A 25,916-nucleotide genomic window follows, 5' to 3' on the forward strand; every position below is an offset into this window, starting at 1 on the left:
AGCGCAGGGCCCGCGCAGAAAGCCGGTATCACACCGCACGCGCCCGGTCGTTCAGCGATCGTGCAATGTCGCCAGCGCAATCCCGGCGAGATTGTGGGCGCGCCCGATCCGCCTGACCCGCACGCCGCCCAGCGGTAAAGCGAGTGCACGGAACGTCTCCAGATGCGTGCGAAATTCCGGACTGCCGCACTTTGCGCCATTGGCCTGATTCACCACCATCGCGGAATCGCCGACCAGCACGAAGTCCGGCAAATCGAGCGACCGCGCGATACGCAAGCCCTCGATCAGCGCCAGCCATTCGGCATCATTGTTCGTGCCGAACCCCAGATTCTGCGAGATAAAAGTGCGACCCTGCGCGACAACCGCGATCTCCATCTCGCCCGGGTTCGGCCGACACCCGCCATCGAAGAAAATTCTGACCTTGCGCTGTCGCATCATGTCGCCCGCTTAGCGCGTCGCTAAACGCTACCCAAGAGCGAGGAGAAATAGTCGTCTACGCTGCCAGGCGCCATTGTCCGCGACCTGCGCGCTTCGCGGCGTATAACGCGACATCGGCCTGAGCCATCATTTCGCGCAGGGTGACCTTGCCGCCGTCGGAACAGGATAGCCCGACGCTCGCACCGATATGCGCGCGCGCGCCCTTGATATGGAAGGCCGACCCGAGCTCGCTGACGATCCGTTCGGCAATAGCCTCGGCCAGAGGCTTGTCGGCATCGAGCAGGATGATGCCGAATTCGTCCCCGCCGACGCGCGCGACATAGTCTTTCTCACGCACCTGGCGCGGCAATCTTTTGCCGACTTCGCTCAGCACCATGTCGCCGGCGGTATGCCCCATCTGGTCGTTGATACGTTTGAAATCGTCGAGGTCGATCAGCAACAGGCAGGCCGAGCGTGCGCCAAGATTCCCCGCCCCGATCGGCGTGGAGAGCATCTCCTCGAACCCGCGGCGGTTGTACAACCCGGTCAGATGGTCGCGCACCACTTGCTCGCGCAGCTTGGCGTTCGCCTCCTGCAGTTCGAGGCCGACGCGCCGGCGCTCGCTCAGATCGACGATTTCGGAAATGAACTGGATCGGCGTGCCATCTTCTTCGCGCACCACGGTTGCGCTGAGCAGGACATGCAGGATCGCGCCGTCGCGGTGCAGATAGCGTTTCTCCATCTGATAGCTGTCGCGCTCGCCGCGCATCACGCTTTCGAACAGATGGAGGTCGGCCTTGATGTCATGGGGGTGCGTGAAATCGGCAAAGTGCATGCCGGTAAGATCTTCGACCGCATAACCGAGCATCGTCGCAAAGGACCGGTTCACTTCGATGCATTGGCCAGTGACGCTGATGATCGCCTTGCCGATCGCCGCGGCGTGGAAGCTCGCGCGGAACATCTGGCGACTGGTCCGGAGTTCCCGCTCCAGCGTGCCAATGTCCTGCATGAAGCTCATCTTGATCCCGCGGCTTGGCCGGTCGGCCCATTCCGATCGCTGGAACAGGCTTAACGCGACCCGGTTAAGGATTGTTTTCCTTAACCGGGTGCGTCGGGCATGATTTTTTTACAATTCAGCGTCGCATCAACACGATGATGAACAGCAGGGCGGAGAGTGTCGGCGCGATCGTACGGACATGGTTCCACTGCACCCACTCGCGCAGATAAGTCTGCCACACCGCGACGATCTCGGTCGGCGGCGCGACGGCAAGCTGGTTGTTCAGCGGCACGTTGAACATCATCGTCACGCCGAAACAGCCGACCACGTAGGACAGGCTTGCGGCCAGGATGAGCTTGGAGTCGAGCGCGGCGAAGGAGAATAAGGACCAGCCGGCCAAGCCGAAGCACAGCAAGGTCGCGCCCATGAACAGGATCATGAAAGGGGCCATGACCGCCGTCACGTTGAGCCCGTTCATGGCGTTGGCGCCCTGCTCCGGCGGGATGCGGCCGAGACCCGCCATCACGAAGGAGGAAAAGGCGTAGAACACGCCCGCATTGAGCGCGGTAGCGATGGCCGCGACGAGCAGCAGCAGCGACGGGATCGATTTCATCACTTTGCCTCCCACACGCCGGTTGCCGCGGTGCGCGCGACATAATCGGCGAAATTGCCCGGCGCGCGGCCGAGTGCGCGTTGAATGTCGTTGGTGGGCTGAAGGTTACGCCCGTCGAGCACGGTGCTGAACAGATAGATGACCAGGCCGATGATGTCGGCGGGCAGTTGCGCCGCCTCCAGGGCCTGGCGATACGCCTCCATCGACATCTCGCGATAGGCGATCTCGCGGCCTGTGGCGCTTGCGATTTGCGCGATCGCATCGGCGAAGCTGATCGCCTGCGGCCCGGTGACTTCGTAAAGCTGGTGGTTGTGGCGGTCGCTGATCAGCGCTGCGACGGCGATGTCGGCGATATCCTCGGCATCGACGAACGGCTCGTCGGCAAGGCTGTCGGGCAGCGCGATCTCACCGGCGAGGATTTCGTCGAGGAAAAACCCCTCGCTGAAATTCTGGAAGAACCAGCTCGCACGGATGATCGTCCAGTCGAGTGTGGTCGCCTGCAGTGCTCGTTCGGCATCCAGGCACTCGGGCTCGCCGCGTCCGGACAACAGCACGATCCTGGCGACGCCTGCGCCGGCTGCGGCATCGAAAAAGTCGCTGATGGTCTCGACCGCGCCGGGCACGCAAAGGTCGGGCTGATAGGCGGCATAGACCGCTGAAACGCCGGCAAGCGCCGCACCCCAGGTTGCGCGATCGTCCCAGTCGAAGCCGGGTGTCGCCGAACGCGATCCGATCCGTACATCATGGCCCGAATCCCACAGCCGGGCAGCAACTCGGCTGCCGGTCTTTCCATTGGCGCCAAGCACTAGAGTGGTGCCGGGCCGGAGCGTGTTTTCGCTTGTCATGTTTCAATCCTCGCTTTAACGTGAGTATCTCTCACATTAAATGTGATATATACTCACTTTTTGGGTTGTCAACAGCCCGGAGCGCGAAAATGAACACGAACGAACAGGCGACCGATTACCCCGATGAGGAAGCCCCGGCCGCGCGGCGTAAGCCGATGCAGCAGCGCAGCAAGGACCGGCTCGAGCGGATTCTCGCCGTCGGGTCGGAGCTCATCGTGCGCACCGGCAGTGATCAGGTGAAGATGAACGAGATCGCGGCGCTTGCCGGCATCTCGATCGGCTCGCTCTATCAATATTTTCCGGAGAAAAGCGCGCTGATCCGCACGCTCGCCGAACGCTATAATGCTGCGAGCCGCGCCTGTATCGAGGAGGCACTGAGCGGCGTCGCGACGCTCGACGATCTGCTCGGGGCCTATGCCGAGCTGATCGATCAATATTATGAGATCGTCATGGCCGAACCGGTGATGCGCGACATCTGGTCGGGGATGCAGGCGGACAAGCAGTTGATGGCGCTGCAACTGGCCGAGAGCCGGATTTGTAGTGCGATGCTGGCGGCCGCGATGGCGCGGGCGCATCCGGCGATCGATCCGGCGCGACTCGAATTGGTCGCGTTCCTCACCTGGGAACTAGGCGAAGCGACGATCCGGTTGGCAATCTCGGTCGATCCGGCCGAAGGGCGCGCGCTGGTCGAGGCATTCAAGCGCATGACGTTGCGGGAGATCGCGGCGCCGTAACTGTGATCCTCCCCGTGCCGGGGAGGATCAAGGGTTCTACCTTGACTCACATCCACCCTTGCGCCCAATAATGGAACATATCAGGAACAATTATGGCCGAGTCGCTTTCACCCCTTACCGCGCTTCGGCAGCGGATCGCCGCCATGGCGGGGGTGCAGGCGGCCGAATCGGCCAATCTCGCGTCGCTCGGCCATGCCGGGATCGATGCGCGATTGGAAGGCGGGCTGGCGCGCGGGCAATTGCATGAGGTGATTGCCGGCGAGGCCGATGATGCGAGCAGCGCGGCGGGTTTCGCCTCGATGCTCGCGCGACGCATCGTGCCGGCGAACGCGACGATCATCTGGCTGCGCGAAGGGGAGGCGCAGCACGGCGGGGGCGGGCTTTATGCGCCGGGCCTGGTCGATCTCGGGATCGATCCGGCGCGGCTGGTGATCGGGGTGCTGCCCGATGCGCTGTCGCTGCTGCGCGTCGCGGCGGAGGTGGTGCGCTGTCCCGATGTCGGGGTGGCGGTGATCGAATTGTGGAAGAGCCCGCGCGCGCTCGACCTGACCGCGACGCGGCGACTGGCGGTGGCGGCGGAGAGCTCAGGCGTGACCGCCTTGCTGCTGCGCGTCGCCGCCGAGGAGGCGCCGAGTGCTGCGCATACCCGCTGGCGGGTGCGCAGCGTCGCGGCGCTGCCGCTCGAGGCGGATGCGCCGGGGCACACCGCGCTTGAGGTAGAATTGGTGCGTCAGCGCGGCGGGAGGGCCGGGGGGCGATGGATTTTGGAGTGGGATCGTGACCAGGCTATCTTCCGTGACCAGGCGGGCGTCGGCCAAAGAGGCTATCATGCCGTCCCAGAAACCGGTGGGACGCGAGGCGCGGCGCTATCTGGCGCTGTGGTTTCCGCTGTTTCCGGCGAACCGCCTCGCCCGCACCGGCGCGCCGGATGATGCCCCTTATGTCTTTGTCGAGAAGCAACGCGGCGCAATGCGCATCGTCGCGGTCGATACCGCTGCGCAAAGCCTGGGGCTCGGGCCGGGGCTGACGCTGGCCGATGCCCGGGCGCGCGTGCCTGAGCTTGTCGTGATCGATCATGATCCGGCAGCCGATCTCGTTTTGCTCGACCGCATCGCCGATGGCTGCGACCGCTATACCCCGCTGGTCGCGGTCGAGCCGCCCGACGGGCTGACGCTCGACATCACCGGCTGCGGCGCCGGTTGTGGGGGAGGCTTTGCCGATGAAGCGGCGCTCGCCGGCGATATCGAGGCGCGGCTGACCGCATACGGCATGAAGCTGCGCTACGCGATTGCCGGCACGCCCGAGGCGGCGCAGGCGCTTGCCCGCTACCAGACCATGCCCGCGACCGACGAACAGGCGGCGGTGCGCCGTTTGCCGATCGCCGCGCTCGATCTGGACGAGGAGACCGAGCTGGCGTTGCGGCGCGCGGGGCTGAAGACCATTGCCGATCTCGCCGGCCGCCCGACCGCGCCGCTCTCGACTCGCTTTGGCGAGGATGTGACGGCATTGCTCGCGCGGCTGCTCGGCAAATCGGACAGTCGCATCACGCCGCGCCGCGTGCCGCCGGCCTTGCTGGTCGAGCGCCGCCTGGCCGAGCCGATCGCGCGCGCCGAGCATGCGCTGGCGATCCTGGGTGAGCTGGTCGCGGAAGCGGCGGAGACGATGGAGGAACGCCATCTCGGTGGCCGGCGTTTCGCCGCGCGCTTCTTTCGCAGTGACGGGATCGCGATCGACCTTACGGTCGAGACCAGCCTGGCGGTGCGCGATCCGGCGATCGTGATGCGGCTGTTCGACGAGCGGCTCGACAGCCTGGCCGACCCGCTCGATCCCGGCTTCGGTTTCGACCTGATCCGGCTCGCGGTGCCCGTGCTCGCGCCGCTTGCACCGACGCAATTGCTGCTCGAAGGGGGCGAAGTGGCGGCGGGCGAACTTGCCGCGCTGATCGACCGGCTGAGCGTGCGCATGGGGCGCGGCCGTTTCCGCCGGCTGACGCCACGCGACACGCATATTCCCGAACAGGCGGTGCTGGCGCTGCCCGCGGTTGAGGCTGCGGCGCCGGAAAGCTGGCCGCAGCCGGAGGTGGGAGAGCCGCCGCTGCGGCCTTTGCACCTGTTCGACCCTCCCCAGCCGATCCGGGTCACCGCCGAAGTGCCCGACGGCCCGCCGCGCCAGTTTCGCTGGCGCCGTACCCTGCATGAAGTGACGCGGTTCGAAGGCCCCGAACGCATCGCCGCCGAATGGTGGAAGCGCGATGCCGGTCAAGGCCTGACGCGCGATTATTACCGCATCGAGGACGCGCGCGGGCGGCGCTTCTGGGTGTTCCGGCATGGGTTATACGGCAGCGAGAAGAGCGATCCGGGCTGGTATGTGCATGGGCTGTTCGCATGAGTCAGGCATTTCATCTTACTCCCCTCCCTGAAAGGGAGGGGTTGAGGGTGGGTACCGGCGCACCAGCGCCGGGCGATCCGCGCGCGGCAGTTGTGGAAAGCTCGCTACGCTCGCCACCCACCCCCCGCCCCTCCCTTGCAGGGAGGGGAGCAGGGAAGCATGACCTCATCTCATGACCCAGTTCGCCGAACTGGTCACGGCGACCAATTACTCCTTCCTGCGCGGGGCGTCGCATCCGTCGGACTTTGTCGCTCACGCCAACAAGCTCGGCATGACCGGCGTCGGTATTGCCGACCGCAACACCGTGGCTGGGGTGGTGCGTGCCTATAGCGCGCTCAAGGAAGCGCCAGAAAAAGCGCGCGCGGCGCACCTCGCCGACAAGAAGGCCAAAGGCGAGGCGGAAGTGCTGACGCCGGAGGAATCGGCCAGTTGCGAGATCGATATAAGGCTCGTGGTTGGCGCGCGGCTCATATTCTCCGACGGCACGCCGGACATCGTTGCCTATCCCGCGACACGTTATGGCTGGGGACGGCTCACCCGCTTGCTGACGGTCGGCAATCTGCGCGCGGTGAAGGGCGACTGCATCCTCAAATTCGATGACCTGATCGACTATAGTCAGGACCTGCTGCTGATCGTGCTGCCCTATTCCACCGCGCAGGAGGAAGAGGAGCACCGCAAGCCGGTGGATTATGAGTTCGACGACGCGAGTGACCCGCCTAAGCCTTTGCTGCGTCTCGTCGAGACACAGCCCGAGGATGTCGGGGACGTGCTCGCCCGCCTGTCGCGCGCCGCGCCCGATCGGGTCTGGCTGGGGGCAGCGATGCCGCGCGGGGGCCGTGACGGCCGCGCGCTGAGCAAGCTGCAAACCACGGCGCGGGCAGCAGGTGTGCCGTTGATCGCGACCAACGATGCGCTTTATGCCACGCCGGAACAGCGGCCGTTGCACGATGTGCTCACCTGTATCCGCCAAGGCACGACGATCACTGCGGCGGGCAAGCGGCTCGAGGCTAATGCTGAGCGTCACCTGAAAAGCCCCGGCGAGATGACGCGGCTGTTCCGCGACTACCCCGATGCGATTGCGCAGACTCAGGTCCTGCTGTCGCGCATCGGCTTCGATCTCGGGCAGCTGCGTTACGAATATCCCCACGAACCAGTGCCCAAAGGCTGGGAAGCACAGGCCTGGCTCGAACATATCGCATGGCAGGCGGCGATCGACCGTTACGACCGGATGCCGGACAAGGTGCTTGCCTCGCTGACCGAGGAATTCACCCTGATCCGCGAGCGCAACTACGCTTATTACTTCCTGACCGTCTATGATCTGGTGCGCTTCGCCCGTTCGCAAAATCCGCCGATCCTGTGCCAGGGGCGCGGCTCGGCGGCCAATTCCGCCGTCTGTTTCCTGCTTGGCGTGACCTCGATCGATCCGATGAAGCATGACCTGCTTTTCTCGCGCTTCGTGTCGGAGGAACGCGGCGAGCCGCCCGATATCGATGTCGATTTCGAACATGAGCGGCGCGAAGAGGTGATGCAGTATATCTATCGTCGCTATGGCCGGCATCGCGCGGGCATCGCCGCGACGGTGGCGCATTACCGATCGCGCAGCACGGTGCGCGAGGTCGCCAAGGCGCTGGGGATGAGTCAGGATATCCCGGAGCGGATGGCGAGTACTGTCTGGGGCAGTTATTCCGGCGATATGGAGGGGCGGCGGATCGAGGAAGCCGGCTTCGACCTCGCCAATCCCGAGATCGTGCGGCTGCGCTTCATCATGGACCAGATCCTCGCCGCGCCGTTTCCGCGACATTTGTCGCAGCATGTCGGCGGTTTCGTGCTGACCGAAAACCGGCTCGACGAGACGGTGCCGCTGCACCATGCGGCGATGGCGGATCGTAGCTTCATCGAATGGGACAAGGACGATATCGACGCGCTTGGCCTGATGAAGGTCGATATCCTTGCGCTCGGTATGCTGACCTGCATCCGCAAGAGCTTCGACCTGCTGCGCGATCATGGCCTGGGCGATCATACGCTCGAGGTCGATATCGATACCAGCGATACGGCGGTTTACGACATGCTGTGCAAGGGCGACAGCATCGGCGTGTTCCAGGTCGAGAGCCGTGCACAGATCAACATGCTGCCGCGTCTCAAGCCGCGTGATCTCTACGATCTGACGGTTCAGGTCGCGATCGTCCGGCCCGGCCCGATCGAGGGCGATATGGTTCATCCCTATTTGCGTCGGCGCAGCGGGGTCGAGAAAGTCGATTATCCTTCGCCCGCGCCGCCGCATGATCCGGACGAGCTCAAAACCCTGCTCGGCAAGACCTATGGCGTGCCGCTGTTCCAGGAACAGGCGATGAAGCTGGCGATCACTGCTGCCGCCTTCACCCCGTCCGAGGCGAACCAGTTGCGCCGCGCCATGGCGACATTCCGTAACCTCGGCACGATCCATAATTTTCACGCCAAGCTGGTCGATGGCATGGTCGGGCGCGGTTACGAACGCGACTTCGCCGAACGCTGCTACAAGCAGATCGAGGGGTTCGGCAGCTATGGCTTTCCCGAAAGCCATGCGCTGTCCTTCGCGCGGCTGGTCTATGTTTCTTCCTGGATCAAATGTCACCATCCGGTGGTGTTCGCCTGCGCTTTGCTTAATTCGCAGCCGATGGGATTCTATGCGCCCGCGCAGATCGTGCGTGATGCGATCGAGCATGGCGTCGAAGTGCATGCGGTCGATGTGAATGCGAGTGGATGGGACAATAAGCTGGAGCCTGCGGATGACACGGCCGCGCACCCCTTCGCTCTGCGGCTGGGTATGCGCCAGATCACCGGGTTCAAGCAGGAATGGGCCGATAATCTAGCAAAAGCACGAGACGAGGGCGGCGCCTTCACCTCGATCGAGACGCTCGCGCGTCGCGCCGGCCTGCCCGAACGCGCGCTGCGCCTGCTCGCCGATGCGGATTCGTTCCGCTCGATCGGGCTCGACCGGCGCGACGCGCTCTGGGATGCGCGGCGCACCCCGTCCGCCGCTTTGCCGCTGTTCGCGGCGGCGCGCGCGGCTGAGCTTGGCGCGGAAGAGGACATGGCGCTGCCGGAAATGACTGGCGCCGAGCATGTTGTGGCCGATTACCAGATGACGCGGTTATCACTGAAAGCGCATCCGATGCAGTTCCTGCGCTCGGCCTTCACTGCGCGGGGCGTGTTGAGTTGTGCCGCGACATCGGCGACCCGAAATGGCCGCCGCGTGAAGACCGCGGGGATCGTGCTGGTCCGCCAGCGTCCGGGCAAGGGTAACGCGATCTTCGTCACGATCGAGGACGAAACCGGCATCACCAACATCGTGCTCTGGGCGCGGATGTTCGAACGCTTCCGGCGCCAGGTGATGGCGGCGCGGCTGATGATGGTCGAGGGTGAGTTGCAGAAGAGCCCGGAAGGGGTGGTCCATCTGATGGCGGATCGTATCCATGATTGCACCGACCTGCTCGACCGGCTGTCCGATACCGATGAGGCGAAACCGCAATTGTCGCGTGCCGATGTGTTCGAAAATCCGCAGCCGCCGCGCTATCCGGGCGCGGGCAAGCACCGCCATCCGCGCGACGTACGGATCATCCCCAAATCACGCGACTTCCATTGAGGTCTATGGCGGGCCGATGTCTTTACGACTCACCGGGAATGCCTTAATTTGCGCGATGCCGGGAAGCATCTGATAAATGGATTCATGCGATGATCCTGATGGCTGTTCTGGCGGCGGTGACCGTTCCTGCGACCGACAAGATAATGATGACGGCTTATGACGAGCTTTGCGTGCCGGGCAGGGCGTCACAGACGGTGTTGTCACGCGCCGATCAGGATGGGTGGCAAAGCAGCGGTCCAGGCAAGCCGAAGGATTTCGACCCCTCCGCCGATCGGTTCGAGGTCGTCGGGACGGCGACCTTGAAACTGAGCGCGCGCGCGACCAGCGCGCGTGACGAACGATTTGTCACGTGCGGCATTTCGGCCGCAACGGCACAGCCCGATCTTGCTTCCGATGTCCAAGCCATGCTTGGCTTCGCTCCTGCGCTCAATTTCGGCACTTCGGCAAATTTCTTTGCGCTTCGCGAGAATGACCGGTGGCTGGATGGGTCGAAGCTGACCGGAAAAGAGTTCGCCGCCGCAAAGGCAACAGGCAAGTTCTACAGCCTGTTGACGCTCAGCCATGAGGGCGGGGCATCCGTATTGTCGTTCCAGGCATTGCCAATGGCCCGTGCAAAGGGCGCTAGCGCGCCTTGATTGCAGAGGCTTCCGATCACGACGGACCGGGCTTGTGCTGTCAGAGCCCGGTCCGCTCGATCGATCCTGCCCATGCATAACCGCGATAAAGCGACACGAATTCATCCCGCGCGCCGATGGCGCCCGCGATCTCGTCGATCGCCGTCCGCATCTCCGCACGGGGCGAGACGTCGAACTTCGCCAGCCACGCGAACAACACGCTGCGCCAGCCCCGCGGCAATTTTTCCTGCTGCCCGAAATCGACCAAATCGAGCCGTCCGCCGGGCGCTAGCTTGCCTGCACCTTCACGCAATGCGCCGCGCCAGTCGGGGATCATCGACAGCGTATAGCTCTGGAACACCCGGTCGAACGCCGCGACGCCGAGCAATTCTAGCGCGTCGAACGCAGTCGCATCGCCCTGCGCCAGCGTGATGCGATCCGTCAGCCCGGCTTTGGCGACCTTGGCCCGCGCCGTCTCCAGCATCGCTTCGGAAATATCGATGCCGTAGAAGCGCGCGTCGGGCCAAGCCTTCGCCGCCGCGATCAAATTGCGGCCAGTGCCGCAGCCGATCTCGATCACGCTGCCGCCCTTGGGCGGAGCGAGCCGGCGGATCAGCCGGTCGCGGCCGAGCAGGTAATATTTGCGCGTCAGGTCGTAGAAATGGCGCTGCGTGCCGTAGATCGCATCCATATGTCCGGCGTGAGACGATTCCATCTCAGGCGGTGGCGTCCAGAACGTAGAGATGCACCCCGCCATAGATCGAGGAGCGGTCGCGCCTGGTATAATCCAGCGACTCTTCCGCACGATATGCCCAGCGCGACAGGGTCGCGTCGGCCACGCGACCCGGCAATATGCTCGGCGCGCCGGCGGTGCGGAACAGCACGCGAGCGCCCGCGCGCGCGGAGCGCGTGATCTCGTTCCACAGATCGTTCAGCTGTTCGTCCGTCATCCAGTCCTGTGCATCGAGCAGGATATAGCGGTCGAGCGTACCGTCCGGTCGGCTGCGCAGATAATCGGTGAAATTGGTGTGGCGCACGTCGATCCGGTCAGCGCGCGCGACGATCTCGTCATAATGGTCGTGCTGCAGATAGGGGGGCAGCGACGCCATCGGCCCCCGGCCATAACCGCGGCCGAACGCCTGCCAGGCGAAATAATTATCCTTGATGTCGAAATCGCAGGCGAGCTTTTCGAGCCGCTCGCGCAGCACCACCGCCATTTTCTCGTCACCGGCCAGCGCTTCATATTGCGCCGGTGGAATGCCCAGGCCGAACAGCGAAGCCGGCTGGTCGGTCAGCCATTTGATGAAACCCTTGTCGAACAGCGGCGCGAAATCGCGGTCGAAGATTTCGCGTTGCTCCTCGATCGTCCGCGCCTTGAGCAGGATCCTCGGATTGACCCCGCCAAGCCGCGCGACGAGGTGCGCCGCGCCGATGAAATTGCCCAGCAGGCCGCTTTTATAGACGCCGCGCGCAAAACCATCGATGCGCCGCCGGCCGATCAGGTCGCGCCCTTCCCAATAACGCCGCGTCGTCTCGTCGAGATGCGGGCGGATATGGGAGCGATAGGCGAGCACATTGGCATGGCTGTCGGCCCGCGCGAAGAAGCGGTGAAACGCTTCGTAATCGGGCAAATGCCGCGCGGCGACCAGCTTGAGCCGGTTAAGCGCGATATGTGCGGTGTTGAGATCGACCGCGGTGATCGCGCGCGGATCGGCGGTCAGATAGGACAGCACGTTGCAGCCGCCCGAGGCGATCGTCACGACATGATTGTCGGGCTGGATCGCCAGTGCCTCCATGTCGACCGCCGGGTCTTCCCAGATCTGCGCATAGACCAGGCCGCGAAAGGCGAAGGTGAAGGCGCGCTCGAGCAGACCCTGTTTCGACAGGTGATCGTGGCGATGGACAGCGGCGCGGACGGCACGGTTTTTGGGTGATTTGGCGGCAAGCATCGGCGTGCGTCTCCCTGTGCTGCGGGTGGCCGCGCATGGCCACTCAAGGCGGCGCTAGGACATTCGGGTGACGGTTCGATGACGGCGCCGGCAAAATGCGCCCGCGAGTGCGTCAGGCGCTCTCGCGTTCCAGCAGGTCGCTCGTGCTCAGCCCGAGCAGCGTGATATGGTCGCGGATGCGCGGCCAGCTGGTATTGAGGAAATGGTGACGCTCGGCGATGCGCAGTTTTTCGGCGGCACCGGGCAGCACGAACATGCCGACGCCGCGACGGACCTCGACATAACCATCGTCCTGGAAACTCTGATAGGCCTTGGCCACGGTCAGCGGATTGGCGCCGTGTTCGGCGGCCAGCGCCCGGACCGAAGGCAGTTGGTCGCCCGCGCGGAAATCGCCGCGCAGGATCGCTGCTGAAATGGTTGCCCGCAGCTTGATATAGACCGGACTGTCTTCGGAATTAAGTGCTGTCATGCTGCTATAATACAGCAATTGGCTGATTAGTCCAGCAACTTTAACCAGCCCAATTGGTAATAATCGTGCGCAAATCAGGGCGTGGACGCTCCTCAAATTCCCTTGTCGGCGTGCCGAGGAAAATGAAGCCGGCAATGCGCTCCGGCGCGGCGCCGAACGAATCGCGCACCGCGTCGGAATAGGTCGCCCATCCGGTCAGCCAGCCGCCGGCAAAGCCCGTCGCGTTCGCGGCATGGAGCAGGTTCATGCACGCCGCACCGACCGATAATTCCTGCTCCCACAATGGGATATGGCTTTCGATCCGCGGTGAGAAGAGCGCGACCACCAGTGTCGGGGCCTGATGCGCGAATTGTTCGATCGCTTCGATCTCCAGCCGCGCCGCCTGCGGACGCTCGAGGCGATAGGCGTCGAGCAGCATCGCCGCAAAGCGATCGCGCGCCTCGGCCGGCACGATCACGAAGCGCCACGGTGCAAGCTTGCCATGATCCGGCGTGCGACCGGCGATCTGCAGGATCGCCGCGAGTTGCGCATCGTCGGGTCCAGGCGCGATCATGTCGCGGGGTTTGCCCGAGCGGCGCGTGGCGAGATAGGTCAGCGGGGTGGAGAGATCGTTGAACATGGCTCGCCCGTAACGCCGCCCGCGCGGCACGCCAACCGTCGATATTTACACCGTGCGCTTTGCCGCTACTTTGAGCTCATCAAAGCCGGTTAAAATCGGCGGAAATTCAGGGAGCTTAACACCCGATGGCAACTGCCCATCCGACCGGCGGCGTTCCCGCCGACGCCAAGACCTTTCTTGGCCATCCCACCGCGCTGTTCATGCTGTTCTTCGCCGAGATGTGGGAACGCTTCTCCTATTACGGCATGCGCGCCATCCTGATCTTCTATCTGACCAAGCATTTCCTGTTCACCGACGATCCTGCCTATGCGGTGTACGGCGCCTATACCTCGCTGGTGTATATCACCCCGGTGATCGGCGGTTATCTCGCGGATCGCTATATCGGCGCACGCAAAGCGGTGCTGGTCGGCGGTATATTCATCGCCATCGGACATTTGCTGATCGCGCTGCTCGAAGGCCCCAAGGGCGAACAGGGCATCTATCTCAATGGCTTCTATCTCGGGCTGGCGGCGATCGTCATCGGCACCGGCTTCCTGAAGGCCAATATCTCGGTGCTGGTCGGCCAGCTTTATCCGCGCGACGATATCCGGCGCGATCCGGCCTTTTCGATCTTTTACATGGGCATCAACGCCGGTGCGTGGCTCGGGCCGATCATTATCGGTATTCTGGGCGAGACGGTCGGCTGGTCATATGGCTTCGGCGCGGCCGGCATCGGCATGCTCCTCGGCCTGGTCTGCTTCGTCCTGTTCCAGAAATCGCTCCACGGCGCGGGCGAACCGCCGGCACCCGAATTGCTGTGTGCGCCGGCCTTTGCCGGGCTGTCGCGCGAATGGCTGATCTATCTCGGCGCCGTGCTCGGCATCGCGGTCGCCTGGTGGCTGATCCGCTCGCAGGGTGCGGTCGGGATAATGCTGATCATCTTCGCCGTGCTGGTGGTCGGTTTCATCGTCTATCGGTCGGTCTGGATCCTGCCGGCGGTGGAGCGCGACCGGGTGTTCGCGGCATTGTTCCTGATCGCGCTCAGCCCGCTGTTCTGGGCGCTGTTCGAGCAAGCGGGATCGTCGCTCAACGTCTTCACCGATCGCCGCGTCGATCGGGTGATGCTTGGTTGGGATGTGCCCGCATCGGTGTTCCAATCGGTCAACTCGGCCTTCATCATCACGCTCGCGCCGCTCTTCGCCGGCCTGTGGACCTGGCTTGCCAAGCGTAATCTCGAACCCAATGCACCGCTCAAATTCGGCATCGGCCTGATCCTGGTCGGATTGGGCTTCCTCGTGCTCGTCGCAGGCGCGATCGCCAGCGGCACCGGCCTGACCCCGGCGCTGTTCATCATCCTGCTCTATCTCTTCCACACCATGGCGGAGCTTTGCTTCTCGCCGGTCGGCCTGTCGTCGATGACGCGGTTGTCGATCGGCAGCATGACCGGGCTGATGATGGGCACCTGGTTTCTCGCCACGGCGGCGGGCAATTTTATCGCCGCGCTGATCGCGCAGACCACCGGCGGCGAGAATGTCGGGCCGGAGAAGATCCTCGACGTTTACAGCAATATCGGCTGGTTCTCGATGGGGGTCGGGGTGGTCGTGATCGGCGTCAGCCCGTTCGTCAAACGGCTGATGCATCTCGACAAGCTGGGCGATCCGGCGGTCGATCATGCGCTGGCGGGCGAACGGCAATTGGGCGAGCCGGCGGCCGCCGGCATCGACACCAGCGGCGAGACGCGCTGAGAGTCTGTTTGGAAATTCGCGAAAGAGCGAATTTTAAGGCGGTGCCGGCCCGCTCCCCCTCCCGGCCACCCATTCAGAATATGCTGTGGGTGGCCGGGAGGGGGAGCGGGCCGGCACCGCCAAATGCGCCCACAGGCGCATTTCCAAACAGACTCTGACCGGTAAAAGGGGATGATGATGCACGGCACGGAAATGGTCCTCGCGGCGGCGGTCGCGTTCGTCGGTTCGCATTTCCTGCTGTCGCATCCGCTCAGGCGGCCGATCGTCGCCAGGGTAGGGGAGGGGCCGTTCCTCGGCCTCTATTCCCTCGTTGCGGCAATCACGCTCGGCTGGCTCGTCTTCGCCTATCGCGCGGCCGGGCCGGAGGCGCCGCTCTGGCAGGTCAGCGATGTCCTCTGGGTGGTGGTGACGGTGGTGATGCTAGTCGCGAGCGTGCTGCTGCTCGGGTCGCTGATCGGCAATCCCGCCCTGCCAAATCCCGGCACGCCGGGTGACGCGCCGGGCGAAGCGAGAGGTGTCTTCTCGATCACGCGTCACCCGATGATGTGGGCCTTCGCGCTTTGGGGCGCGTGCCATATCGCAGTGTTCCCCATACCCGCCAACATCGCGCTGTCGGGCGCGGTGATCATTCTCGCGCTGGCCGGGGCTGCATTGCAGGACAAGAAGAAGGAAGCATTGCAGCCGGAACGCTGGCGGGCATGGGAGGCGAAAACGAGCTATTGGCCGTTTGCGGCAATCGTCGCCGGCCGCGCGAATTTCGGCGGCTTCCGTCCGCACGATATCGCCGGCGGCGTGGTGCTGTGGCTCGTCGCAACCTGGGCGCATATCCCGCTGGCGGGCTGGGCGGCCGGGATATGGCGCTGGATTTAGTTACTCCCCCCGCGCCGGGGAGGAATGAGCTTAAAGCCGCACGATCTTCTTGCCCCGCTCGGAATTGGGCCCAAGCGCGCGATACTTCATGCTGGCTCCACGTCCAGGTCAGCGCCGCCATCGGCGCGCGCGACGGATATGGTGACGGCGACATCCATCGTCACATTGCCCACGGTACGAAACAGGTCGGGAATCGTCTCGACCGCGACGAGCAGCCCCAAGGCTTCGATCGGCACCCCCATCGCCACCGCGACCGGCGCGACCGAGGCGAAGAAACTGATCGTGCCCGGCAAGCTGACCGATCCCATCGTCGTGATCGCCGCGGTCGCGACGCCGGCGGCCAGCGCGCCCGGGCCGATCGGCATGCCAAGCAGATGCGCGACATACAGCGCGACCGCGAGGTTCATCGCCGGGCTGGTCGCGCGAAAGATCGCCACTGCGATCGGCAGGGTGATGCCAGCGCTGGTCGCGGGCGCGCCAAGTTCGGCACTCGCCTTGAGCATCGCGGGGAGCGATGCGAGCGAGGATTGCGTGCTGATCGCGACCGCCTGGGCCGGGGCGACCGCGCGGGCGAAGCGCAGGATGCCGACCCGGCCGAAGATCGCCGCGACCGGATAAGCCGCGAGCAACACGATCAGCCCGATCGCCGAGACGGTGACAATGTAATGGAGCAACGCGCCAAAAGCGGCCGCACCGGTCTGCGCACCGACGCCATAGGCCAGCGCGAAAATGCCGATCGGGGCGAGTTTCAGCACCCAGGTGATGATCACCAGCATGGTATCGACGATCGCCTGGAAGAAGTTGGTCAGCAGCGCGCGTGGCTCCGGCGGCAGCCGCGTGATCGCAAAGGCAAAGGTGATCGCGAACACGGTCAGCGGCAGGAACGCATCGGCCGCCGCCGCGGTCACGACATTGGTCGGTACCACCGTGTCGAAGAACGCAGCCAGATTCGGCACCGTGCCGGCGGGCGCCGCCGCATGGCTGAGCGAGGCGCGCAATGCTTCGGCCCAGGCCGTCGGCAATGGCCACAGGTTGAGCAGCAACGGCACGAGCAGCGCCGACATCAATGTCGCGCTCCACAACAGGATGACGAACATCACCACCGACCGCCCCGCGATTCGCCCGGCGCGCGCGGCATCGGCGGTCGCTCCGACGCCGGTCACCAGCAGGCCGACGATCAGCGGCACGATCACCATCTGCAACCCGTGCAGCCAAGCCGATCCGATCGGCTGAGTGATCTTGGTCGCGCCCAGCGCCCAGTCGGGCGACACGGAAGCGGCGATGATTCCGATAATCAATCCGCCGACCAGCGCGACAAGGATACGAGTGGCTTGCGACATGCTGATCCTTCGATATGGCTGCTTTTACGATGATGGCGCTAGAAACGCTGCTCGCATAGCGAATGGGAATGCGCGGAATGGCAAGGAAATATTTCGGCACCGACGGTATTCGCGGAGCGACCAACGCGCATCCGATGACCGCGGCGATGGCGATGAAGGTCGGCATGGCGGCGGGCGCGCACTTCCAGCGCGGCGACCACAAGCACCGCGTCGTGATCGGCAAGGACACGCGTCTGTCCGGTTATATGCTCGAATCGGCGATGGTTGCCGGGTTCACCAGCGTCGGCATGGACGTGGTGCTGCTCGGCCCGATGCCGACGCCCGCCGTCGCCATGCTGACTCATTCGATGCGCGCCGATCTCGGCGTGATGATCTCCGCCAGCCACAATCCCTATGCCGATAACGGGATCAAGCTGTTCGGCCCGGATGGCTACAAGCTCAGCGATGAGGACGAACTGGCGATTGAGGCCTTGATCGACGGCGAAATCCCGCTCGTGCCCGGGCCGGACATCGGCCGCGCCCGGCGGGTCGACGACGCCAAGGGCCGTTATATCCATTTCGCCAAATCGACCTTCCCGGAAAGCCTTCGGCTCGACGGCATGCGCATCGTCGTCGATTGCGCGAACGGCGCCGGCTATCAGGTCGCGCCCTCCGCACTGTGGGAACTGGGTGCCGACGTGATCGCGATCGGGGTCAGCCCGAACGGCAAGAATATCAATGACGGCGTCGGTTCGACCGCGCCCGACCTGCTGTGCGAGACGGTCGTGGCCTCGGGCGCGCAACTCGGCATCGCGCTCGACGGCGATGCCGACCGGCTGATCGTGGTCGACGAACTCGGCCATGTCGTGGATGGCGATCAGCTGATGGCGACGATCGCCAGCGGCTATGCACGCGCCGGGCGGCTGAAGAATGGCGGGCTGGTCGCGACGGTGATGTCGAACCTGGGTCTCGAACGCCATCTCGCGGCACAGGGCATCGGCCTGATCCGTACCGGCGTCGGTGACCGGCAAGTGCTCGAGGCGATGCGCGCGCAAGGCTATAATGTCGGCGGCGAGCAATCGGGGCATATCATCCTCAGCGACCATGCGACCACCGGCGACGGGCTGGTCGCGGCGCTTCAGGTGCTCGCCGAACTGGTCTGGGCCGGCGCACCCGCCAGCCAGTTTCTCCACCGCTTCGATCCCGTGCCGCAATTGCTCAAGAATGTGCGCTTCAAGGGCGGCAAGCCGCTCGACAACGCGACCGTCAAGGCGGTGATCGCCGAAGCCGAGGCCGAGCTCGAAGGGAAGGGCCGGCTGGTGATTCGTCCGTCGGGGACCGAACCGGTGATCCGCGTGATGGCCGAGGGCGACGATTCCGCGCAGGTCGAGCGTCTGGTGGACCGGATCTGCGACGCGGTCAGGGTCGCCGCGGCCTGATAAACGCAACTCATCCATCGTTCGCTCGAAACGAACCGATTTTAGAACTAAGGAGCGCTCATGCTTGAAATGCGACCCGATTGCGAACGCTGCGGCGTTGACGTTCCCGCCGATGCGCCAGGTGCGTTCATCTGTTCGTTCGAATGCACTTTCTGTGCGCCCTGTGCCGAGGCGATGGACGATAATTGCCCCAATTGCGGCGGCGAGCTGATCGACCGCCCGACCCGCACCGGCAAGCGGCTGGAACGCCATCCCGCATCGACGGTACGGGTCTATAAAGGCGCGCAGTGACGCCGCGCATCCTGATCATCGCCGGCTCGGATTCGGGCGGCGGCGCCGGCATCCAGGCCGACATCAAGACGGTGACGATGCTCGGCGGCCACGCGATGACCGCGATCACCGCGATCACCGCGCAGAACACGCTTGGAGTCGAGGCTGTCCACAGGGTTCCCGCCAATATCGTGGCGCAGCAGATGGCGGCTGTGGTGGAAGATATCGGCGTCGATGCGATCAAGATCGGCATGCTCGGTGGTGCCGACATCGTTGCCGAAGTGACGAGCCAGCTTGGATGCGGGCTCTATCCGCGCGCCATCGTGCTCGATCCCGTGATGATTGCGACCAGCGGCGCAATCCTGGCAGACGATCGGACGATCGCCGCAATGGAGCAATTGGGACGTCTGGCCACGGTCATCACACCGAACCTTCCTGAACTGGCCGTGCTGTGCGGGCGTGAGATGTCATCTGTGGAAATAATCGAGGAAGAAGCGTCGCTTCTGGCCGGACGATTGGGTGCTGCGATACTCGTCAAGGGTGGGCACGCCGATGGCGATGTGGTGATCGACAGGTTGATCGCCGCCGATGGTTCGATAGCCCGCTGGGAAAACGAACGCATCGTCACGACCAGTACCCATGGCACCGGCTGCACCTTGTCCAGCGCCATCGCGACTGGCCTTGGTCAGGGCATGACGCTTGCCGACGCAGTGGAACGGGCGATCCGTTTTGTCCGCCGCGCTCTGGAAGAAGCACCGGATCTCGGGCATGGTCACGGGCCGATGGGCCAACAATATGTGACGGATTTTCGGTGACGCGTCCCAGCCTCAAACACGAAAAGCTTTGCCTCGCGCCCGTCGCCGGCGTTGACGAGGCCGGGCGTGGACCGCTCGCCGGACCGGTCGTCGCGGCCGCGGTGATCCTGCCCGCCAAGGGCATCCCGCGTGGCATCGATGATTCGAAGAAACTCTCGCCCGCCGAACGCGCCCGGCTGCACGACCGACTGCGCGACTGCGCGATGATCGGCGTCGGCATCGTCGAGGCGGATGAGATCGACACGCTCAACATCTACTGGGCGACGATGAAGGCGATGACGCTCGCGGTCGAGGCGCTGGGCTGTCTGCCCGCGCATGTCCTGGTCGACGGCAACCGCTTGCCGCGCTGGGGCCATGCGGCGACCGCGATCGTTTCGGGCGACGCGATCTCATTGTCGATCGCCGCCGCGTCGATCATCGCCAAGCACACCCGCGACACGATCATGATCGCTCACGCACAAGCGCATCCGCACTATGGATGGCATTCGAACAAGGGTTACGGATCGCGCACGCACCTCGCTGCGCTTCGCGAACATGGGCCTTCGCCGCTGCATCGGCGCAGCTTCGGACCGGTCGCGCAGGCCTGGCTTGATTTTTAATCACCGGAATTCGGCGTGTGAGTCTTTTGCGCCACACACCATGGATTGAGTCCGCCGACTCCCGCCGACTCAACATCTAGCCAGCTTCCCAAAATGTTCCGCTTTGTTAACGATTTGGCAACCGTAATCGTTAACTAATCTTTGCTTGACCGGAGTCCGCACATCCGCAGGGATGGGCGGATTAGAGACGGGGGCTACACGAATGGGCGTTATCGATAAGGTTAAGGCGCGGGTTGATGCGCCGGTGGTCGATGGCCTGCCGCTCGCCCAACTCCCACTAGACAGCATCATCATGCAGGATTGCATCACCGCGATGCGTGCGTTGCCCGCCAAGTCGGTCGACATGATCTTCGCCGACCCGCCCTATAACCTTCAGCTCGGCGGCGATCTCAGCCGGCCCGACGGCAGCCATGTCGATGCAGTGACCGACGATTGGGACAAGTTCGACAGCCTCGCCGCGTACGATAAATTCACCCGTGCCTGGCTGACCGAGGCGCGGCGCATCCTGAAGGACAATGGCGCGATCTGGGTGATCGGCAGCTATCACAATATCTTCAAGGTCGGCTCGGCGATCCAGGATCTCGGTTACTGGATCCTCAATGACGTGGTGTGGCGCAAATCCAACCCGATGCCCAATTTCAAGGGCACCCGCTTCACCAATGCGCACGAGACTTTGATCTGGGCGTCGATGGGTGAAAAGGCGCGCTACACCTTCAACTATCGCAGCATGAAGACGCTCAACGACGAATTGCAGATGCGCAGCGACTGGGAATTCCCCGTGTGCGGCGGGCAGGAGCGATTGAAGCGCGACGGCGTGAAGGTCCACCCGACGCAAAAGCCCGAGGCGCTGATCTATCGCATCCTGCTGGCGTGCACCAAGCCGGGCGATGTGGTGCTTGACCCGTTCTTCGGCACCGGCACGACCGGCGCGGTGGCCAAGCGGCTGGGCCGGCGCTGGATAGGTATCGAGCGCGAGATCGATTATGTCGATGCCGCGCGCGAGCGCATCGATGCGGCGTTGCCTCTGGACGAATCCGCGCTGAAGACGATGCAAAGCCCCAAGGCCGCGCCACGCGTCGCTTTCGGCACGATCGTCGAGAACGGCATGCTCCTTCCTGGCACCGTGCTGACCGACGCCAAGCGCCGCCACCGCGTCACGGTGCGCGCCGATGGGTCGGTCATGTCGGGCGATACGACCGGCTCGATCCACAAGCTCGGCTCGGTCCTGCAGGGCGCGCCGGCCTGCAATGGCTGGACCTTCTGGCATTATGAGACGCCGGACGGGCTGAAGCCGATCGACGATCTGCGACAGACCTATTTGCTCGCGACGCAGATTTAGAGTCGTTTTCAGGTGCCGATTCAATTCAGCTGAAAACGACTCCGGCATATCCGTCACCCCGGACTTGGCCGGGGTTACCTCTTTAGGCAGGTAATTTTTTCTTTGCTTCCCCGGCGAAGGTCGAGGCCCGGTTGAGAAAATTGACCAAAAAAAATATGATCTATCGAGGAAGATCAAAAATACCGGACCAATCAATAAACGGATCTTGATTAATTATTGTCTGAAAAGTCAGCGGGAATAGCCTAAGCCCGTCACTGATATCGAGATCTGTGCTGTCCAGGGCGAGCTTGTCGAATTGAGCAATGGATATTTCTTTCCAAGCTTTGTTTGCTCCATACCACCGTCCATTACGAAATACAGCAATGGCATCTTCTCCTGTCGACGTTAATCGCCCTTCGAATTCAAATCCCTGATGGGACGTGAACTTCGCCCGGTAGAACAAATAGTCAATCGAATCAATTGGGTGATCAAGTGATAAAACTGGAGAGTATTCTTCAGTCTCATAATCAAAATGCCACACTGGGTGTTCTACAAAATCACTATATGTTATTTCTTTCTCGCTTCTATTCATTTATTTTGTCCCTTAATAAGATTGCGTTCACGAAGCGCTCGTCGTATCTCGGCTTGGTTTGATTTGCCGTTTTTTGGAACGATCGCAATGACATGACCTTCTCCAGCGATAGGGTCCATTCGCGTCTTATTCTTCAACAAATTCAAGACAGTCGGGTCATTGGGGCTCATTACCTGAATTGGGATGTTATTGAGCTTGGCCGCCTTGAAAGCCACAAGCCGGCGGTTATCCAGCGTGAATGCCTTCCCATTCAGAAAGATCACTCTGATCGGAGTTCCAACCAGATCGGGTGACTTGCCGTTTTTGAGTTCCCCGATGAGCTCGCGGATCGTTCCATCCTTACTGAAATTCGGGCTGGCCACATGCTGACCATAGCGGATTGCGCCTGGGTGCGCACGATAGAAGCCCGGCTGGTAATTGGCGGCGCGCGAAAGATCGAGGAAAGAGCCTTCGGCCAGACCGGAAGGTCGATTGTCAAATTTCGTGATGGCGGTGCCATAGCTGACCGGAGGTCGCGCCTGCGATACACCATCTCTGGCCGCACCGGCCCCAGCAACGGCCCCGGCGACGCCAAGCGTGGCATCCATGAACTGGCCTCGGGCAATAACCTGCTTGAGTTCCGCCAGGCTCGCGCCCTGCGCCCGCGCCGTAAAATAAGTCCGCTCGACCGCACTCGGCAAGGCGTCATTACGGTCTGCCAGGATCTGTCGATCCAGCGCAGCCTTCTCCCGCTCCTCGATCATTTCCGGGGTTAGCGCCGAAACGCTCGGCTGCGTCGACTGGTTATGCAGACGAGCCTGATTGGCGAGGGCGAAATCCGGATAATCGATCCCATTATAGCTGAAGAAATCGGAAATCGGATTCGCGCCAATCCATCGCCCGTCCGACATCGCGGTCGATGCCAGTTCCAGTGCATTGGCGAATTCCAGCAGATGGTTTTTATCGGATTCCGGGGAATCAGGGTTGGCAGCGACGAGGGCGCGCGATGACTCGGCCAGCGAAGCAAGCTCGTACCCGGTCCTGGCGTTGTCGTACGAATTGGTCAGCGAGCTGGCCGTGTCAATTCCAGGGCCAGCTGTAAGAGGGCGTTTAGGCTTAGCCTGCTCGATCGCCAAATTGGCGGCATTCTGGACCGTGGCGGCTTTCAGCCAGGCATTGACTTCGCTCAGCCGAATTGCCGAGTTTTCCTCGACCGGGACATTTTTCCCCCGAACATAGTCCCCGACCGGCGTGGTACCATCCATCCTTCGGGCGGTTTGGTTGGCCGGCACAGTGAATTCAGGGACGGCGGCGTTCGGTTGACCATCGGTGCTTTGGGAATTGCCGACAACACGTTGGTCATTGACGGGCTCGGGCCAGCCGACGGGCTGCACGGACAGATCCTGCACCTGGGTTCGAACAAGGTCGCGAGACTCTGCGACGCCGGCGCCGGATTTAGGCTCAACCGGCGCATGTTTGACCGCGGCATCACGAATCGGCCCGTGCATCGCGGCACTGGCGATGCCGTCTGCGGCGAAGCCGTCGAGCGTCCCATATGACGCGAATTGCAACCCCGACTGCACACTGCCCGTCCGCTTTTGCCAGGCCGCTTCAAGCTGTGGGGTCCACACCCCATAAGCCCGCGCCGCGCGGCGCAGTTCGGTCTGGATCTCGTCATCGCTCGGCAGGCGCTTGCCGCCGGTCAGCAGCGTCAGATCGGTCATCATCCGCGCATGGAGTTGTAACGTAAGCCGACGCTGCGCCCGGCCCGGATCGACCGCATCGTCAAGTTCGGATGGTATCTGCACCGACATCTCCCGTGACGTCACGGACCGGCGCGTGATCGCCTCGCCATCGTGACGGAGCGAGTTGTAGCGGGCGGATGAAATGGTTGAATCGACGCGCCGCACTCAAAACCGCAGCGAACTGCCCCACAGACTAATCGTGCTGATTCGCCCTTGTGGCGGGGCGATCGGTACGCCATCGCGACGGACGTGACGCCGGTTCCCAGCATCTGGACAGGTGAGCGAAGGGACACTGGAAGGAAATAATCATGACTGCACCGCCCCTCCACCTCCGCCCGATCCAGTTTGTCGACACGCCGGTCGGCCGCGATGGCGAGGTCGTGCGGCTTGCCGGCGGGATGCAGTGGTTCGCCGCCTATGAAGTGATCGAAGGCGGCGCACGGCGTACCGTCCAGATCGCCGATCTCGACCGCGCACTTGGATCCGACGAACGCGCCGCAAAACTCCATCAGGCAATCACCACCCCACGCACGCCGCTGACGCTCGGCGATCGGGTGCTGCGCTTCGATCAGCCGCTGATCGCCGGCATCCTCAACGTCACGCCCGACAGCTTCTCCGACGGCGGCAAGCATGATGACGCGGCAGGCGCCGGTTTCGACATGGCGGTGAAAGGCGCGGCGCTGATCGATGTCGGCGGCGAATCGACTCGTCCCAACGCGCCGACCGTGTGGGAAGGCGATGAGATCGCCCGCGTCGTCCCGGTGATCCAGAAACTGGCGGGCGGCGGGACATTGGTCTCGATCGATACGCGCAAGGCGGCGGTGATGGAGGCGGCGCTCAAGGCCGGAGCGGCGATCGTTAATGACGTCTCAGCGCTGCTATGGGATGACCGCGCGCTGGAAATCGTCGCGCGCGCCGGATGCCCGGTGATCCTGATGCATTCGCCCGACCCGAAAAAGGGCCCGCATGGCGGCACCGGTTACAAGGCCGTGCTGACCGAAGTCTATGACTGGCTGGAGACGCGCATCGCCGCGGCGGTCGCGGGCGGGATCGATCGTGCGAAGATCATTGTCGATCCGGGCATCGGTTTCGGTAAGTCGCTGCAGGACAATCTCGCCTTGCTGAATGGTCTTGCGCTGTTTCATGGCCTTGGCTGCCCGATCATGCTGGGGGCGAGCCGCAAGCGGATGATCGGTGCGCTGTCCAATGAGGCACCAGCGGATCAGCGCTTGGGTGGCTCGATCGCGCTGGCGATGAAAGGCGTGGAGGCCGGGGTGCAACTGCTCCGCGTGCACGATGTGGCCGAAACCGGTCAGGCGTTGAAGGTCTGGCGCGGGCTAAAGGATCAGGCTTTGGTTGGATGAGCTGGAGCGGTTTCGGGCCGAGTTGATCAACTGCTTCCGTTTGCCCTGAGCCTGTCGAAGCCTGTCCTGAGCGCCTGCCTTGGCAGGCCGTCGAAGGGGGCAAGCGCTACGCTTGGGCTTCGACAGGCTCAGCCCGAACCGCGGCTGGAGTGATTTCAGTCAGCTCCAGCCGCACTGCGCGACGGCATAAATCAGCATCGCCACCACACCGATCGCGGTGCGCCCGGCATGGAGCTGGCCCCAGCGATGCAGCATCGCGATCGTCTCGGGCGATGCCTGGTCCAGCGGCGTGGCTTTCAGCCGGCCGTTGAGGTTCCAGATGACCAGAAAGGTATAGGCGATCGCCGACAGCATCACGACACCGCCGACGATCCACAATATACCGCCATCGATCAGCCCTGCCGCAATACCGAGCAGGCCAGAGATCACCGCAAGCCCCGCCTGCATCACCGTGCCGCGCGCATAAGCGGGTTTCCACTGCGTCAGTTGCGCGCGTGCGTCGAGATACGCGCGTGCGGGATGTTCGACGGCAAGGATGTAGATCGCGGCGCCCGAAAACAGCGCGGCGGTGACGAGTGCGGCGATACCCAGCATATAAATGCTCCCGGTTAATGG

General features: G+C 63.4%; 25 protein-coding genes. 13 read left to right on the forward strand and 12 right to left on the reverse strand.

Annotated features, from left to right (window positions below; translation table 11 throughout):
* Positions 1–51 precede the first annotated feature (51 nt).
* From G4G27_RS22760 to G4G27_RS22775, 4 genes are all read right to left on the reverse strand, one after another.
* Entirely contained in the window at positions 52–438 is a 387-nt protein-coding gene (locus G4G27_RS22760) for an RNase H family protein (RefSeq protein ID WP_244624471.1), read from the reverse strand.
* Between the two features lie 55 nt (positions 439–493).
* The gene (locus G4G27_RS22765; protein ID WP_183110743.1) at positions 494–1,435 is read right to left on the reverse strand and encodes a GGDEF domain-containing protein; all 942 of its coding nucleotides are present in this window, start codon (positions 1,433–1,435) and stop codon (positions 494–496) included.
* Between the two features lie 115 nt (positions 1,436–1,550).
* On the reverse strand, positions 1,551–2,027 hold the full coding sequence (locus tag G4G27_RS22770) for an anthrone oxygenase family protein (protein ID WP_183110744.1): 477 nt from the start codon (positions 2,025–2,027) through the stop codon (positions 1,551–1,553).
* Entirely contained in the window at positions 2,027–2,872 is an 846-nt protein-coding gene (locus tag G4G27_RS22775) for an NAD(P)H-binding protein (RefSeq protein ID WP_183110745.1), read from the reverse strand. The genes G4G27_RS22770 and G4G27_RS22775 overlap by 1 nt, the downstream gene beginning before the upstream one ends.
* Positions 2,873–2,961: 89 nt before the next feature.
* Here G4G27_RS22775 and G4G27_RS22780 point away from each other — a divergent pair, with 89 nt between their 5' ends.
* The 5 genes from G4G27_RS22780 to G4G27_RS22800 all read left to right on the forward strand — a co-directional run bounded on the left by G4G27_RS22780 (position 2,962) and on the right by G4G27_RS22800 (position 10,251).
* On the forward strand, positions 2,962–3,606 hold the full coding sequence (locus G4G27_RS22780) for a TetR/AcrR family transcriptional regulator (protein ID WP_183110746.1): 645 nt from the start codon (positions 2,962–2,964) through the stop codon (positions 3,604–3,606).
* A gap of 92 nt (positions 3,607–3,698) precedes the next feature.
* A complete protein-coding gene (locus tag G4G27_RS22785) occupies positions 3,699–4,538 on the forward strand; it encodes a hypothetical protein (protein ID WP_183110747.1) in 840 nt (279 codons plus the stop codon).
* On the forward strand, positions 4,435–5,994 hold the full coding sequence (locus G4G27_RS22790; protein ID WP_183110748.1) for a DNA polymerase Y family protein: 1,560 nt from the start codon (positions 4,435–4,437) through the stop codon (positions 5,992–5,994). Before G4G27_RS22785 ends, G4G27_RS22790 begins: the two co-directional genes overlap by 104 nt.
* Positions 5,995–6,166: 172 nt before the next feature.
* A complete protein-coding gene (locus tag G4G27_RS22795) occupies positions 6,167–9,616 on the forward strand; it encodes an error-prone DNA polymerase (RefSeq protein ID WP_183110749.1) in 3,450 nt (1,149 codons plus the stop codon).
* 89 nt (positions 9,617–9,705) lie between these two features.
* The gene (locus G4G27_RS22800) at positions 9,706–10,251 is read left to right on the forward strand and encodes a hypothetical protein (RefSeq protein ID WP_183110750.1); all 546 of its coding nucleotides are present in this window, start codon (positions 9,706–9,708) and stop codon (positions 10,249–10,251) included.
* 40 nt (positions 10,252–10,291) lie between these two features.
* On the opposite strand, the gene G4G27_RS22805 is transcribed toward G4G27_RS22800, so the two are convergent.
* The 4 genes from G4G27_RS22805 to G4G27_RS22820 all read right to left on the reverse strand — a co-directional run bounded on the left by G4G27_RS22805 (position 10,292) and on the right by G4G27_RS22820 (position 13,267).
* Positions 10,292–10,945, reverse strand: coding sequence for a class I SAM-dependent methyltransferase (locus G4G27_RS22805; protein WP_244624472.1), 654 nt, complete (start codon positions 10,943–10,945; stop codon positions 10,292–10,294).
* Between the two features lies 1 nt (position 10,946).
* A complete protein-coding gene (locus G4G27_RS22810) occupies positions 10,947–12,179 on the reverse strand; it encodes a DUF3419 family protein (RefSeq protein WP_183110751.1) in 1,233 nt (410 codons plus the stop codon).
* A gap of 112 nt (positions 12,180–12,291) precedes the next feature.
* On the reverse strand, positions 12,292–12,648 hold the full coding sequence (locus tag G4G27_RS22815) for a GntR family transcriptional regulator (RefSeq protein WP_183110752.1): 357 nt from the start codon (positions 12,646–12,648) through the stop codon (positions 12,292–12,294).
* 40 nt (positions 12,649–12,688) lie between these two features.
* Positions 12,689–13,267 carry a nitroreductase gene (locus G4G27_RS22820; protein WP_183110753.1) on the reverse strand — a complete coding sequence of 193 codons (579 nt, stop codon included), beginning with the start codon at positions 13,265–13,267 and terminating at the stop codon, positions 12,689–12,691.
* Between the two features lie 125 nt (positions 13,268–13,392).
* On the opposite strand from G4G27_RS22820, the gene G4G27_RS22825 reads away from it, so the two are divergent.
* Complete coding sequence (locus G4G27_RS22825; protein WP_183110754.1) at positions 13,393–14,991, forward strand: peptide MFS transporter; 1,599 nt, start codon at positions 13,393–13,395, stop codon at positions 14,989–14,991.
* 177 nt (positions 14,992–15,168) lie between these two features.
* The gene (locus G4G27_RS22830) at positions 15,169–15,861 is read left to right on the forward strand and encodes an NnrU family protein (RefSeq protein ID WP_183110755.1); all 693 of its coding nucleotides are present in this window, start codon (positions 15,169–15,171) and stop codon (positions 15,859–15,861) included.
* 86 nt (positions 15,862–15,947) lie between these two features.
* Here G4G27_RS22830 and G4G27_RS22835 read toward each other — a convergent pair whose 3' ends face one another.
* Complete coding sequence (locus G4G27_RS22835; protein ID WP_183110756.1) at positions 15,948–17,201, reverse strand: cation:dicarboxylase symporter family transporter; 1,254 nt, start codon at positions 17,199–17,201, stop codon at positions 15,948–15,950.
* 77 nt (positions 17,202–17,278) lie between these two features.
* On the opposite strand from G4G27_RS22835, the gene glmM reads away from it, so the two are divergent.
* The 5 genes from glmM (at position 17,279) to G4G27_RS22860 (ending at position 21,642) form a co-directional block, all read left to right on the forward strand.
* The gene (glmM, locus tag G4G27_RS22840) at positions 17,279–18,619 is read left to right on the forward strand and encodes a phosphoglucosamine mutase (protein WP_183110757.1); all 1,341 of its coding nucleotides are present in this window, start codon (positions 17,279–17,281) and stop codon (positions 18,617–18,619) included.
* Between the two features lie 60 nt (positions 18,620–18,679).
* Complete coding sequence (locus G4G27_RS22845; RefSeq protein WP_183110758.1) at positions 18,680–18,910, forward strand: DUF1272 domain-containing protein; 231 nt, start codon at positions 18,680–18,682, stop codon at positions 18,908–18,910.
* Complete coding sequence (gene thiD / locus G4G27_RS22850) at positions 18,907–19,704, forward strand: bifunctional hydroxymethylpyrimidine kinase/phosphomethylpyrimidine kinase (protein WP_183110759.1); 798 nt, start codon at positions 18,907–18,909, stop codon at positions 19,702–19,704. The genes G4G27_RS22845 and thiD overlap by 4 nt, the downstream gene beginning before the upstream one ends.
* Positions 19,701–20,303: a ribonuclease HII gene (locus G4G27_RS22855; RefSeq protein WP_183110760.1), complete on the forward strand. Its 603-nt coding sequence runs from the start codon at positions 19,701–19,703 to the stop codon at positions 20,301–20,303. The genes thiD and G4G27_RS22855 overlap by 4 nt, the downstream gene beginning before the upstream one ends.
* A gap of 202 nt (positions 20,304–20,505) precedes the next feature.
* Positions 20,506–21,642, forward strand: coding sequence for a site-specific DNA-methyltransferase (locus G4G27_RS22860; protein ID WP_275944104.1), 1,137 nt, complete (start codon positions 20,506–20,508; stop codon positions 21,640–21,642).
* Between the two features lie 160 nt (positions 21,643–21,802).
* On the opposite strand, the gene G4G27_RS22865 is transcribed toward G4G27_RS22860, so the two are convergent.
* Complete coding sequence (locus G4G27_RS22865; protein WP_183110761.1) at positions 21,803–22,213, reverse strand: hypothetical protein; 411 nt, start codon at positions 22,211–22,213, stop codon at positions 21,803–21,805.
* Entirely contained in the window at positions 22,210–24,000 is a 1,791-nt protein-coding gene (locus G4G27_RS22870) for a hypothetical protein (RefSeq protein ID WP_183110762.1), read from the reverse strand. The genes G4G27_RS22865 and G4G27_RS22870 overlap by 4 nt, the downstream gene beginning before the upstream one ends.
* Positions 24,001–24,245: 245 nt before the next feature.
* Here G4G27_RS22870 and folP point away from each other — a divergent pair, with 245 nt between their 5' ends.
* A complete protein-coding gene (folP, locus tag G4G27_RS22875; RefSeq protein WP_183110763.1) occupies positions 24,246–25,301 on the forward strand; it encodes a dihydropteroate synthase in 1,056 nt (351 codons plus the stop codon).
* Between the two features lie 159 nt (positions 25,302–25,460).
* On the opposite strand, the gene G4G27_RS22880 is transcribed toward folP, so the two are convergent.
* On the reverse strand, positions 25,461–25,895 hold the full coding sequence (locus tag G4G27_RS22880) for a DUF1772 domain-containing protein (RefSeq protein WP_183110764.1): 435 nt from the start codon (positions 25,893–25,895) through the stop codon (positions 25,461–25,463).
* Between the last annotated feature and the right edge of the window lie 21 nt (positions 25,896–25,916).

This window comes from Sphingomonas sp. So64.6b (assembly GCF_014171475.1).
Lineage (GTDB): Bacteria > Pseudomonadota > Alphaproteobacteria > Sphingomonadales > Sphingomonadaceae > Sphingomonas > Sphingomonas alpina_A.

Coding starts and splice junctions, on each gene's coding strand:
- G4G27_RS22860 (WP_275944104.1), top strand. CDS start 20,506: ATGGGCGTTATCGATAAGGTTAAGGCGCGGGTTGATGCGCCGGTGGTC.
- G4G27_RS22835 (WP_183110756.1), bottom strand. CDS start 17,201: ATGTCGCAAGCCACTCGTATCCTTGTCGCGCTGGTCGGCGGATTGATT.
- G4G27_RS22780 (WP_183110746.1), top strand. CDS start 2,962: ATGAACACGAACGAACAGGCGACCGATTACCCCGATGAGGAAGCCCCG.
- G4G27_RS22775 (WP_183110745.1), bottom strand. CDS start 2,872: ATGACAAGCGAAAACACGCTCCGGCCCGGCACCACTCTAGTGCTTGGC.
- G4G27_RS22865 (WP_183110761.1), bottom strand. CDS start 22,213: ATGAATAGAAGCGAGAAAGAAATAACATATAGTGATTTTGTAGAACAC.
- G4G27_RS22795 (WP_183110749.1), top strand. CDS start 6,167: ATGACCCAGTTCGCCGAACTGGTCACGGCGACCAATTACTCCTTCCTG.
- folP (WP_183110763.1), top strand. CDS start 24,246: ATGACTGCACCGCCCCTCCACCTCCGCCCGATCCAGTTTGTCGACACG.
- G4G27_RS22790 (WP_183110748.1), top strand. CDS start 4,435: ATGCCGTCCCAGAAACCGGTGGGACGCGAGGCGCGGCGCTATCTGGCG.
- G4G27_RS22810 (WP_183110751.1), bottom strand. CDS start 12,179: ATGCTTGCCGCCAAATCACCCAAAAACCGTGCCGTCCGCGCCGCTGTC.
- G4G27_RS22815 (WP_183110752.1), bottom strand. CDS start 12,648: ATGACAGCACTTAATTCCGAAGACAGTCCGGTCTATATCAAGCTGCGG.
- G4G27_RS22830 (WP_183110755.1), top strand. CDS start 15,169: ATGCACGGCACGGAAATGGTCCTCGCGGCGGCGGTCGCGTTCGTCGGT.
- G4G27_RS22770 (WP_183110744.1), bottom strand. CDS start 2,027: ATGAAATCGATCCCGTCGCTGCTGCTGCTCGTCGCGGCCATCGCTACC.
- G4G27_RS22820 (WP_183110753.1), bottom strand. CDS start 13,267: ATGTTCAACGATCTCTCCACCCCGCTGACCTATCTCGCCACGCGCCGC.
- glmM (WP_183110757.1), top strand. CDS start 17,279: ATGGCAAGGAAATATTTCGGCACCGACGGTATTCGCGGAGCGACCAAC.
- G4G27_RS22785 (WP_183110747.1), top strand. CDS start 3,699: ATGGCCGAGTCGCTTTCACCCCTTACCGCGCTTCGGCAGCGGATCGCC.
- G4G27_RS22765 (WP_183110743.1), bottom strand. CDS start 1,435: ATGAGCTTCATGCAGGACATTGGCACGCTGGAGCGGGAACTCCGGACC.
- G4G27_RS22760 (WP_244624471.1), bottom strand. CDS start 438: ATGATGCGACAGCGCAAGGTCAGAATTTTCTTCGATGGCGGGTGTCGG.
- G4G27_RS22845 (WP_183110758.1), top strand. CDS start 18,680: ATGCTTGAAATGCGACCCGATTGCGAACGCTGCGGCGTTGACGTTCCC.
- G4G27_RS22825 (WP_183110754.1), top strand. CDS start 13,393: ATGGCAACTGCCCATCCGACCGGCGGCGTTCCCGCCGACGCCAAGACC.
- G4G27_RS22800 (WP_183110750.1), top strand. CDS start 9,706: ATGATCCTGATGGCTGTTCTGGCGGCGGTGACCGTTCCTGCGACCGAC.
- G4G27_RS22880 (WP_183110764.1), bottom strand. CDS start 25,895: ATGCTGGGTATCGCCGCACTCGTCACCGCCGCGCTGTTTTCGGGCGCC.
- G4G27_RS22805 (WP_244624472.1), bottom strand. CDS start 10,945: ATGGAATCGTCTCACGCCGGACATATGGATGCGATCTACGGCACGCAG.